A 13,271-nucleotide genomic window follows, 5' to 3' on the forward strand; every position below is an offset into this window, starting at 1 on the left:
TCACTGGCCACCCGCTTGCTTGCCCGAGGCCAATAAATCCTTCAAGCGCGCCAGTCGTTCGCGCGGCGTCAGGGTTTCGGCTTCGGTCGGCACCGCGGTACCTTCGTCGAGCTGCATTTCTTTAACGAAGCGCGAGACATCGCAATGCACGGGCGCGCCGGCACGTTTGCGTTTTTTACACCAAGTGATATGCAGAGTGCGCTGTGCGCGGGTGATACCAACATACATCAAACGCCGCTCTTCCTGGATGCGCGCGGCGATCGTATCGGCCGGCGCATCAGGGTCACCCTTGTGCGGCAAGATCCCCTCTTCCACCCCGACCAAAAACACATGTGGATACTCCAAGCCTTTCGAGGCATGCAAGGTCGACATGCGCACCGCATCGGGCGCTTCATCTTTCCCTTCCATCATCGTCATCAAGGCCACCATCTGGGTCAAGTCGAGCAGACTGCGATGTTCATCGGTGCCCTCTTTGCCGCCGCTGCCTTTGGTCTTGAGCCATTGGGTAAAATCGAGCACATTCTGCCATTTGCCTTGGGCGGCGCGGTCATCGAAACTGTCGTAGAGATAGGCTTCGTAATTAATTTCCTTCATCAAATCGTCGAGCAATTCACCGGCTTGGCCTTCGCGATGGGCATGCGCTTCGACATGGTTGATGAAGGTGGCGAAGTCGCGCAGCGGGCGCAACTGCCGTTCGGTCAACTTGGCTTCGAGCCCGCCCTTGAATACCGCAGCAAACAAGGAACACTGCCACTGACCGGCGAAGGCCCCGAGCACTTCCAGCGTGGCTTGGCCGACCCCGCGTTTGGGCGTGGTAATGGCACGGATGAAGGCCGGATCGTCGTCTTCATTGGCGATCAGACGTAAATAAGAAATAATGTCTTTGATTTCGGCACGATCGAAAAAACTCTGGCCACCGGAAATCGTGTACGGAATTCTTTCCTTGCGCAGCGCTTGCTCGATCACCCGCGCCTGGTGATTGCCGCGATACAGAATCGCGTAATCGGAATAATTCGCGCGGCGTTCGAAGCGGTGCGCCGAAATCATGATGGCCACTTGTTCGGCTTCTTGCTCATCGTCTTGCATGCCAAGCACTTTGACCGGGTCGCCCAAGCCATGCTCGGACCACAGCGATTTTTCAAACAACTTCGGATTATTGCCGATGACGGCGTTGGCCGCTTGTAAAATGCGGGTGCTGGAGCGGTAATTCTGTTCAAGTTTGATGATGACTAAATCAGGAAAATCGACCTGCAGCGTCGTCAAGTTTTCTATCGTCGCGCCACGCCAGGCGTAAATCGCCTGATCATCGTCGCCGACGGCGGTAAACATCGGCTTCTTGCCAACCCCGGTAACCAGCAATTTGACCAATTCGTACTGGCAGGTATTGGTATCTTGGTACTCATCGACCAATAAATAGCGCAATCGGCGCTGCCATTTATCACGCACTTGCTCATTACTGCGGAATAATTCTACTGGCAAGCGTATCAAATCATCAAAATCCACCGCCTGATAGGCCGACAAGGTGGCGACATAACTGCGGTAAATCCGCGCAGCGATGGCTTCGTCTTCGTCGATGGCTTGCTTGAGCGCCGTCTCCGGATCGATCAAGGCATTTTTCCACAAGGACATGGCGGTTTGTATGCGCCGTATCAGTTGTTTATCGGTAGTGATGGCCAAATCTTGTACCAGCGAAAAACAATCATCGCTGTCCATAATCGAAAAGCGATCTTTCAAACCCAAGGCTTGGGCTTCCTGACGCAGAATTTTCACGCCCAGCGAATGAAAGGTCGACACAGTGAGCTGCCGGGCTTGGCGCGGTTCGGCCAATAACTTGGCAATGCGTTCCTGCATTTCCATGGCGGCCTTATTGGTAAAGGTCAGCGCCGCGATATGTTTCGGTTCATAGCCGTGCAATTCGATCAAATTGACGATTTTTTGCGTGATCACGCGGGTTTTGCCCGAACCTGCACCGGCCAGCACCAGACAAGGACCATCCATATAATTGACAGCGTTGCGTTGGGGAGTATTGAGGCCGTGGGACATAATCTTGTGAAAAGCAAATCAGGCACCATTGTAGCCGGATTTACGCGCCTGTTTGTTTTTCCCCGAAGCAGAGTAAACTAGCGCCCATTATTGTCCCGCCAACAAGGTCAGACCATGCAATTCGAACACTTAGTGGAAATCAACGATCTCCCCAACCCACTTATCCTCATCATCAGTCGCGCCCAACTGTGGCGCGGTCTGGTGCTGCGTGCCGAAACACCAAAACTGTTCATCGATTACCTCGACAGCGCCGATATTTCTGCCCGCAGCGAACAAGGCATGCAACGCAGCCTGCGTTACGGTGAGCTCACGGTCGTCGACACGGTCGTGCTCACGCCGCAACAAGAAGTGCGCTACTTGGTCGCCGCACAAGGTGAGATTCCGGCATCGTCACTGCATATGCGTATCGAAGAACCGCAGCCAGACGCCTTGTTTGTGCGCTTCACCTATGTCGACGGTGCCAGCGCCGAACAAGATGCCGAAAATGAGCTCTACAACGAGTACCGCCGCTCGGCCTATCAGGAAGCCGACATCGATACCGTGCGCATCATCCGCGAACTGGCCGAAATCGGCCGGCTCGATGGCTTGGTAAACTAACTGAAAAAAAAACAGCGGCCGCATAATCTGCGGCCGCTGTTTTTTTTCTTACGTCAGTCTCAGAAACCCAAGCGCACGTCAAACCTGAAGCTGTTGGAACGATACGCATTAGCACCGACCGAACCGAGCCAGCTAAAGTTAGTCTGCACGCCCCGACGAGTGCGGAAGTTGAGGCCGAAACCGAGTGACTCTACATTCTCCGGCAAGCCCAACACCGTCACACCGTAGTTGGTACTGCCGGCACCCAAATCGGTGTAATACATGCTTTGGTTCACATCTCCACTGGCACGGTGACGCAACTCCAGTTTCATCGATGGCGTCAGCTGTCCGGAAGCGAAGCTGTAATCCTTGAATACTTCCAAGCCACCGGCTACCGTCGTATCGGTAAAACTGCTCTGGTTAAAACTCAAAGCCAGCAAGCTGCCCTGTTCGTTGTAAGCGTTGAGCTTGGTATGCAAGACATTAAGACGACCGAACGGATGCAGGCGAATATCATCAAACTTCAGTTCGCGCGTGAGCGTGACTGAGGCGAAGGCGACCTCGCCACTGCGGCTGCCGTTGAGCAGCACGCTGTTGACATCATCCCAGCGATGGTTATCATAATTAACACTGCCACCACCGAGGCTGGCATCGATGAACCAGTCTTGCGCAGGCTTATAAGTCAGATACAGGCTGCCCGACCATTGCTTGGCTTTACTGTCGCTGCCGAACAAATCCATGGTCGTGGTATCGCGCGCATAACCGATCGAGGCACCAGCGATCAGGCGTGGGTTGAGCATCACATCGCCACCGACGGTGAGGCCAGCACTGGAAAACTTGGCGCGTCCGCCGTCACCGGTGTCCATGCCACCGACATCGATATTACCGGCACTCCAGATACCGATAGATTGGCCGCCGATCTGCAGCACATCATTGCCCGGTGCCGGCATACTGTCGGCGTCGAGCGTGCTGCGATTTTTGACCGGCTGTGGCAAGTCATCATTGCCGACAAACGGCCCACCGGTTTGACGTCCGCCCTCGGCCATGCCGAAAGTGCCCGGTGCCGCCGTGTAACGGCCTTCGCTGCTGAGGTTTTGCGCGATTTTGTCGCCGACCATACGCAAGGTATCAAAGTAAGGACCATTGAGGCCGATATTGAAACGATTACGAATCGCGAAATCACCATGCAAGAGCTGCACATGGCTGGAAACATTGCTCATTTGCGCGACAGTAAAGCGCTGCACCGCAGCGACGTTGGCCGCCACATGCTGATTGACAACGGCATTACTGGCAGGATCCGGGCGTTTCGCCACCGTCAGCGCCAGCACCGCACTGGTACCGGCCACAGTAAGCGTATCGCCGCCGTACACCGCGGTGATACTGTGCGGGCCTAAGCCCAAACTGCTGGTGAGCAAACTGGCACTGCCGGCACTAATCGTCACAGTACCGAGCAATACGCTGCCATCCATGAATTTCACACTACCAGTAGCCGTCGCCGGCGTGATACTGGCTTGTAAAGTCAGACTTTGTCCCAGCATCGGTGCGCTCATCGAACTGCTGACAACCAGCGTCGCACTGACCAAGTTCTGCACCTGCACCGTCAAACTCGCCGTCGCCGCTGCATACGTGGCATCGGCCGCCTTGGTGGCTGTCACCACACAATTACCGGCGGCATTTCCCGCTGTCAGCACATTAGCCAGCAGCGTACACGTACCGGAACTGAGCGCATAACTGAGCGCCCCGCTGCCGGAACCGCCGCTCGCACTGAGCAAGGTCTTGCCAGTATTTTTCATGATGCTGAGCTTATCACCGCTCAGAACCAAGCCAGCCTGGGCATTCTTACCGACCGTCAAGGTATACGTCTGCGTAGCTGCCGCATTGATACCTGTGACTGCGGCCTGACTGGCCGTAATGGCGCTGGTCCCGGCGCTGACCGGCGTAATCACGCCACTGGCATTGACCGTTGCCACCGCAGGGCTGGCACTGCTATAAGTGATCGCACCGTAACTGCCGCCACTCAAAGTCGAGCTGGCCGCATTGTTGACGCTGCTGCCCATGGTCGTACTCAAGGCCGCCGGTGTGGCAAAACTCAGCAGTGGTGTCGGCAATGCCGAGACCGTCACACTGTAAGTCTGCGTGGCAACAGCATTGATACCCAACACCGCCGCTTGCGTGGCGCTGATCGTGCTGGTACCGGCGCTGACTGGTGTGATGACACCGCTGTTGCTGACCGTTGCTACTGCCGTATTGGAACTGCTGTAAGTGATGATTCCGTAACTACCGCCACTCAAAGTCGAGCTGGCGATATTCGTCAGACTGTTTTGCATACCCACACTGGCTGCGCTCGGCGTGGCAAATGTCAGTATCGGTTGTGGCAAGGCCGTTACCGTCAAACTGTAGCTGCGTGTGACCGCGGCATTCACACCGGTGACTGCTGCTTGCGTGGCCGTGATCGTTATGGTGCCGGCGCTGACTGGTGTCACCACACCACTGGCGCTGACCGTTGCCACTGCCGTATTGGAACTGCTGTAAGTGATGACGCCGTAACTGCCACCGCTCAAAGTCGAGCTCGCTGCATTGGTCAAGCTGTTACCCATACCGATACTTGCGGCACTCGGTGCGGAAAAACTCAGCGTACCGACTGGCAGACTGGTCACCGTTAAGCTATAGGACTTGGTCGCTTGCGCATTCAGCCCTGTTACCGCCGCTTGCGTGGCCGTGATCGTACTGGTGCCGGCGCTGATCGGTGTGATCACACCACTGACACTGACCGTTGCTACTGCGGTATTGGAACTGCTGTAAGTAATAACGCCGTAACTGCCGCCGCTCAAAGTCGAGCTCGCTGCATTGGTCAAACTGTTACCCATACCGATACTGGCTGTGCTCGGTGTACTGAAACTCACGATACCAAGCGGCAGGCTGCTTACGGTCAAGCTGTAGCTTTGTGTGGCTTGGGCATTTACCCCAGTCACCGCCGCTTGCGTAGCCGTGATCGTACTAGCGCCGGCGCTGACTGGTGTGATGACACCGCTGGCGCTGACCGTTGCCACTGCCGTGTTCGAACTGCTGTAAGTGATGACGCCGTAACTGCCGCCGCTCAAAGTTGAGCTCGCTGCATTGGTCAAGCTGTTACCCATGCCGACACTGGCGGTGCTTGGTGTCGTAAAACTCACGATACCAAGCGGCAGACTTGTTACGGTCAAGCTGTAGCTTTGTGTGGCTTGGGCATTCACCCCAGTCACCGCTGCTTGCGTAGCCGTGATCGTAGTGTTGCCGGCGCTGATCGGTGTAATCACACCGCTGGCACTGACCGTTGCCACTGCGGTATTCGAACTGCTGTAAGTGGTGACACCATAACTACCGCCACTCAGCGTTGAGGTTGCGGCATTCGTCAAACTGTTTTGTACACCCACACTGGCGGCACTCGGCGTGGCAAATGTCAGTACCGGTTGTGGCAAGGCTGTTACTGTCAAGCTGTAAGTCTGGGTCGCTTGCGCATTCACCCCAGCCACCGCCGCTTGCGTAGCCGTGATCGTACTAGCGCCAGCACTAACTGGTGTGATCACACCACTGACACTGACCGTTGCTACTGCGGTATTGGAACTGCTGTAAGTAATAACGCCGTAACTGCCGCCGCTCAAAGTCGAGCTCGCTGCATTGGTCAAACTGTTACCCATACCGATACTGGCTGTGCTCGGTGTACTGAAACTCACGATACCAAGCGGCAGGCTGCTTACGGTCAAGCTGTAGCTTTGTGTGGCTTGGGCATTTACCCCAGCCACCGCTGCTTGCGTAGCCGTGATCGTACTAGCGCCGGCGCTGACTGGTGTGATGACACCGCTGGCGCTGACCGTTGCCACTGCCGTGTTCGAACTGCTGTAAGTGATCGCACCGTAACTGCCGCCACTCAAAGTTGAGCTCGCGGCATTGGTCAAGCTAGTACCCATACCGACACTGGCTGTGCTCGGTGTCGTAAAGCTCAAGGTACCGACTGGCAGAGTTGTTACGGTCAAGCTGTAACTTTGTGTGGCTTGGGCATTTACCCCAGTCACCGCTGCTTGCGTAGCCGTGATCGTACTAGCGCCAGCACTGACTGGTGTAATGACGCCACCGGCACTGACCGTTGCCACTGCCGTGTTCGAACTGCTGTAAGTGATGACGCCGTAACTGCCGCCACTCAAAGTCGAGCTCGCTGCATTGGTCAAGCTAGTACCCATACCGACACTGGCTGTGCTCGGTGTCGTGAAGCTCAAGGTACCGACTGGCAGACTGGTCACCGTTAAACTATAGGTCTTGGTCGCTTGCGCATTCACCCCAGTCACCGCCGCTTGCGTAGCCGTGATCGTACTAGCGCCGGCGCTGACTGGTGTGATGACACCGCTGGCGCTGACCGTTGCCACTGCCGTGTTCGAACTGCTGTAAGTGATCGCACCGTAACTGCCGCCACTCAAAGTTGAGCTCGCGGCATTGGTCAAGCTAGTACCCATACCGACACTGGCTGTGCTCGGTGTCGTAAAGCTCAAGGTACCGACTGGCAGAGTTGTTACGGTCAAGCTGTAGCTTTGGGTCGCTTGCGCATTTACCCCAGTTACCGCCGCTTGCGTAGCCGTGATCGTACTAGCACCAGCGCTGACTGGTGTAATCACACCGCTGGCGCTGACCGTCGCCACTGCCGTGTTCGAACTGCTGTAAGTGATGACGCCGTAACTGCCACCGCTCAAAGTCGAACTCGCCGCATTGGTCAAGCTGTTACCCATACCGACACTGGCTGTGCTCGGAGTCGTAAAGCTCAAGGTACCGACTGGCAGACTTGTTACGGTCAAGCTGTAGCTTTGTGTGGCTTGGGCATTTACACCAGTCACCGCTGCTTGCGTAGCCGTGATCGTACTAGCGCCGGCACTGACTGGTGTGATCACACCGCTGGCGCTGACCGTCGCTACTGCTGTATTTGAACTGTTGTAAGTGATGGTGCCATAACTACCGCCGCTCAAAGTTGAGCTCGCTGCATTGGTCAAGCTGTTACCCATGCCGATACTGGCTGTGCTCGGTGTACTGAAACTCACGATACCAAGCGGCAGACTTGTTACGGTCAAGCTGTAGCTTTGTGTGGCTTGCGCATTCACCCCAGTCACCGCTGCTTGCGTCGATGTGATCGTAGCGTTGCCGGCGCTGATCGGTGTAATCACACCGCTGGCACTGACCGTTGCTACTGCGGTATTTGAACTGCTGTAAGTGATAACACCATAACTGCCGCCACTCAAAGTTGAGATTGCGGCATTCGTCAAACTGTTTTGTACACCCACACTGGCGGCACTCGGCGTGGCAAACGTCAGTACCGGTTGTGGCAAGGCTGTTACTGTCAAGCTGTAAGTCTGGGTCGCTTGCGCATTCACCCCAGTCACCGCCGCTTGCGTGGCCGTGATCGTACTAGCGCCAGCACTGACTGGTGTGATGACACCGCCGGCACTGACCGTTGCTACTGCGGTATTTGAACTGCTGTAAGTGATGACACCATAACTGCCGCCACTCAAAGTTGAGATTGCGGCATTCGTCAAACTGTTTTGTACACCTACACTGGCGGCACTCGGCGTGGCAAACGTCAGTACCGGTTGTGGCAAGGCTGTTACTGTCAAGCTGTAAGTCTGGGTCGCTTGCGCATTCACCCCAGTCACCGCCGCTTGCGTGGCCGTGATCGTAGCGTTGCCGGCGCTGATCGGTGTAATCACACCGCCGGCACTGACCGTTGCTACTGCGGTATTTGAACTGCTGTAAGTGATGACACCATAACTGCCGCCACTCAGCGTTGAGATTGCGGCATTCGTCAAACTGTTTTGTACACCCACACTGGCGGCACTCGGCGTGGCAAACGTCAGTACCGGTTGTGGCAAGGCTGTTACTGTCAAGCTGTAAGTCTGGGTCGCTTGCGCATTCACCCCAGTCACCGCCGCTTGCGTAGCCGTGATCGTACTAGCGCCGGCACTGACTGGTGTGATCACACCGCTGGCGCTGACCGTCGCTACTGCGGTATTTGAACTGTTGTAAGTGATGGTGCCATAACTACCGCCGCTCAAAGTTGAGCTCGCTGCATTGGTCAAGCTGTTACCCATGCCGATACTGGCTGTGCTCGGTGTACTGAAACTCACGATACCAAGCGGCAGGCTGCTTATGGTCAAGCTGTAGCTTTGTGTGGCTTGGGCATTTACCCCAGTCACCGCTGCTTGCGTGGCTGTGATCGTACTTGTGCCGACGCTGATCGTTGCGATTACACCGCTGGCGCTGACCGTTGCTACTGCTGTATTTGAACTACTGTAAGTGATCGCGCCGTAACTGCCGCCGCTCAGTGTCGCACTGGCAGCATTCGTCAAAGTACCACCAAAAAACACTGCGGCGCTGCTTGGGGTGGCAAACGTGATGACACTCGTCGGCACTGTATACGTGTAGTTATCTGCGACGCTGACACTGCTAGTACCGCCCATGGTCACGACGGTAATATCCACCGTGCCGCTGCCAGCCGGTGCCGTTGCCGTAATTTGTGTCGCGCTGTTCACAGTAAAACTGCTGGCGTTGCTCAGGCCGAATTTCACCGCAGTAGCGCCAGTAAAATTGCTACCTGTAATGACCACGGAAGTCCCACCCGTGGCTGGACCCGTCGACGTCCCCAGGCTACTCACCGTTGGCGCAGCGATATACGTATATTGATCGCCGGCACTCGTCGCACTCGTACCACCACCAGTCACGACGGTAATATCTACCGTGCCACTGCCGGACGGTGCCGTTGCCGTAATTTGTGTCGCGCTGTTCACAGTAAAACTGCTGGCGTTGCTCAGGCCGAATTTCACCGCAGTAGCGCCAGTAAAATTTGTACCTGTAATGACCACGGAAGTCCCGCCCGTGGCCGGACCCGTCGACGTCCCCAGGCTACTCACCGTTGGCGCAGCGATATACGTATATTGATCGCCAGCACTCGTCGCACTCGTACCACCACCGGTCACGACGGTAATATCTACCGTGCCGCTGCCGGACGGTGCCGTTGCCGTAATTTGTGTCGCGCTGTTCACAGTAAAGCCGCTGGCGTTACTCAGGCCGAATTTCACCGCAGTAGCGCCAGTAAAATTTGTACCTGTAATGACCACGGAAGTCCCGCCCGTGGCCGGACCCGTCGACGTCCCCAGGCTACTCACCGTTGGCGCACCGATATACGTATATTGATCGTTGGCACTCGTCGCACTCGTACCACCACCGGTCACGACGGTAATATCTACCGTGCCGCTGCCGGACGGTGCCGTTGCCGTAATTTGTGTCGCGCTGTTCACAGTAAAGCCGCTGGCGTTGCTCAGGCCGAATTTCACCGCAGTAGCGCCAGTAAAATTTGTACCTGTAATGACCACGGAAGTCCCACCCGTGGCTGGACCCGTCGACGTCCCCAGGCTACTCACCGTTGGCGCACCGATATACGTATATTGATCGTTGGCACTCGTCGCACTCGTACCACCACCGGTCACGACGGTAATATCTACCGTGCCGCTGCCGGACGGTGCCGTTGCCGTAATTTGTGTCGCGCTGTTCACAGTAAAGCCGCTGGCGTTGCTCAGGCCGAATTTCACCGCAGTAGCGCCAGTAAAATTGCTACCTGTAATGACCACGGAAGTCGCACCCGTGGCTGGACCCGTCGACGTCCCCAGGCTACTCACCGTTGGCGCACTGATATACGTATATTGATCGTTGGCACTCGTCGCACTCGTGCCACCACCGGTCACGACGGTAATATCTACCGTGCCGCTGCCGGACGGTGCCGTTGCCGTAATTTGTGTCGCGCTGTTCACAGTAAAACCGCTGGCGTTGCTCAGGCCGAATTTCACCGCAGTAGCGCCAGTAAAATTTGTACCTGTAATGACCACGGAAGTCCCACCCGTGGCTGGACCCGTCGACGTCCCCAGGCTACTCACCGTTGGCGCAGCGATATACGTATATTTATCGTTGGCACTCGTCGCACTCGTGCCGCCACCGGTCACGACGGTAATATCTACCGTGCCGCTGCCGGACGGTGCCGTTGCCGTAATTTGTGTCGCGCTGTTCACAGTAAAACTGCTGGCGTTGCTCAGGCCGAACTTCACAGAAGTCGCACCCGTCAAATTTGTACCCGTGATCACCACGGAGGTGCCACCCGCAGCAGGGCCGCTCGACGTCCCCAGGCTACTCACCGTTGGCGCACCGATATACGTATATTGATCGCCGGCACTCGTCGCACTCGTACCACCACCAGTCACGACGGTAATATCTACCGTGCCGCTGCTGCCGGCCGGGGCCGTTGCCGTTATTTGTGTCGCGCTGTTCACAGTAAAACCGCTGGCGTTGCTCAGGCCGAATTTCACCGCAGTAGCGCCAGTAAAATTTGTACCCGTGATCACCACGGAGGTGCCACCCACAGCAGGGCCGCTCGACGTCCCCAGGCTACTCACCGTTGGCGCAGCGATATACGTATATTTATCGTTGGCACTCGTCGCACTCGTGCCGCCACCGGTCACGACGGTAATATCTACCGTGCCACTGCCGGACGGTGCCGTTGCCGTAATTTGTGTCGCGCTGGTTACAGTAAAACTGCTGGCATTGCTCGCGCCGAATTTCACCGCAGTCGCGCCAGTAAAATTGCTACCGGTAATCGCTACGGAAGTCCCACCCGTGGCTGGACCCGTCGACGTCCCCAGGCTACTCACCGTTGGCGCAGCGATATACGTATATTGATCGCCACCACTCGTCGCACTCGTAACGCCACCGTTCACGACGGTAATATGTACCGTGCCGCTGCCGGACGGGGCCGTTGCCGTTATTTGTGTCGCGCTGGTTACAGTAAAACTGCTGGCATTGCTCGCGCCGAATTTCACCGCAGTCGCGCCAGTAAAATTTGTGCCGGTAATGACGACATTTGCGCCACCCAAAGCAGACCCAGAGCTGGGTGAGACACTGGTAATGCTTGGTGCGGGTGTCCCGCCTGTCATCGTGATATTTACCGTTGACGCTAACCAAGGCCCACCGTTGGAAAAATACACTGTTGCGCTGTCAGTACCAGAAAAACCGCTGTTCGTTGGTACGTAAGCGATCGAATCGACATTTGTGTTGTACGGCGGTGTAACACTATCATTGCCTATAATTTTTCCGTTAGTCGTGAAGATATCGGAGATGCCACCTACACTATCGCTGTAAAAGCCATATCCGGACACCGACCCGCAATTGCTTATATTTGCTGGGGTTAAATTGTAAGTGTAGTAAGCCGCACCGGTATTAACGAAATTGAGCGTAAGAGTACAAGCCGCAGCCGGCATCACAGCGAACATACTGCTTAGCACCAACAAAACAGACCTCATGCTCTGCCCTCGCGCCATCAAGCGTTGCCATAACAGGCAGGATACCAGCATCAGTTTTGTTAGTAGGTGCATAAAATTTCTCACTATTTTCTGTCAATATTTTTTGCTTCAACGGTAAGCTTTATTGCCTTGCCATACGGAAATGCAATAAAGCCGCTACCTGGTCGGACTTAGGGAATCGAAAAATTGTTTGAGCAAGCGGCGCAAATGAGCGTCTCAGCCTGAGAGGCTCATTTGCTAGGGAAGCGCGGATTTAATCGCTGTGGAATTGTTCGTTGCCAATGAGGAAGCAATGCAAGGCGTCTTTTGCTGTCAATAGCGAGCTATTGACAGCAAAAGGCAACGCAGCAGTGCGCCTCAGTGGCAGCGGACAAACCGCATGGATTAAATCTGCGCTTCCCTAGTCAACGCTGTGCTTAAGCCAACGATATTTCGACAACAAATGCGCACGCTCCTTATGTAAAAAACGTGGTACGGCACGGGAATACACTATTTTTCGTTACGATCTAATTAATAATCAGCAATTGTGATTGCTGAGCAACAATTTAAGAAAAAGCAAAGGAAGAAAACCCAGGTGTCGGTTTTTTTGTACACAAAAAACAATATTTTTTTATTATTGACAAGCAATGCAAAATAAGAAATTATTGTATTTTTGCATCATGGCGAAAGTAAGGAATATTTTGTTTTTTTTGGCAACGATATTTTTGTTAAGGGAAGACTGATGGACCCATTTTTAGGTGAAATAAAAATCTGCGCGTTTCCCTTCGCCCCGGCGGGCTGGGCTCTATGCGATGGATCACTTTTGCAAATCCAGCAAAATCAGGCACTGTATTCCCTGCTCGGGATTCGATACGGTGGCGACGGCAAAACAAATTTTGCCTTACCAGATTTACGCGGCCGCACCGCCATTCACCGCAGCAAGGTTTTACTCACCGACTTCAATCAAGGCAATTCTGGCGGCGCAGAAACTGTTCAACTGACTGCCGCCACCATTCCTGTACACAGCCACACCATACAAGCCTCGCTTGCGCACGCGAGCGCCGCTACGGTGGGCATTAACAGCGATAGCTTGCTAGCACAAAGCTTTTTGCACAACGCCAGCGCCGCCGCGATTACTGGTCCTGGCGACAATCTCTACGCCCCGACTGTACCGGCAAGCAGCCTGACTCCCATGCAAGAGAGTATCTGTTCAACGGTCGGCAGCGGCACCGCGCATAACAACATGCAGCCATCCCTGGTGCTGAACTACATGATCTGCACCAACGGACTGTACCCACCGCGAGATTAAGG

The 13,271-nt window shown here is 55.2% G+C and carries 4 protein-coding genes; 2 read left to right on the top strand and 2 right to left on the bottom strand.

Features of this window, described 5'->3' with window-relative positions; all coding sequences use genetic code 11:
- The gene (locus RHM61_RS06025) at window positions 1-2,043 is read right to left on the bottom strand and encodes a UvrD-helicase domain-containing protein (protein ID WP_322250229.1); all 2,043 of its coding nucleotides are present in this window, start codon (window positions 2,041-2,043) and stop codon (window positions 1-3) included.
- Between the two features lie 114 nt (window positions 2,044-2,157).
- Here RHM61_RS06025 and RHM61_RS06030 point away from each other — a divergent pair, with 114 nt between their 5' ends.
- Window positions 2,158-2,640 (top strand): SRPBCC family protein, encoded by a 483-nt coding sequence (locus RHM61_RS06030; protein ID WP_322250230.1) that lies wholly within the window; start codon window positions 2,158-2,160, stop codon window positions 2,638-2,640.
- 59 nt (window positions 2,641-2,699) lie between these two features.
- Here the strand turns inward: RHM61_RS06030 and RHM61_RS06035 are convergent, their stop codons facing one another.
- Entirely contained in the window at window positions 2,700-11,615 is an 8,916-nt protein-coding gene (locus RHM61_RS06035) for an IPT/TIG domain-containing protein (protein ID WP_322250231.1), read from the bottom strand.
- A 1,018-nt stretch (window positions 11,616-12,633) separates the two neighbouring features.
- Here RHM61_RS06035 and RHM61_RS06040 point away from each other — a divergent pair.
- Entirely contained in the window at window positions 12,634-13,269 is a 636-nt protein-coding gene (locus RHM61_RS06040; RefSeq protein ID WP_322250232.1) for a phage tail protein, read from the top strand.
- Window positions 13,270-13,271 lie beyond the last annotated feature (2 nt).

It is taken from the genome of Undibacterium sp. CCC3.4, from assembly GCF_034347425.1.
Taxonomy (GTDB): Bacteria; Pseudomonadota; Gammaproteobacteria; order Burkholderiales; family Burkholderiaceae_D; genus Undibacterium.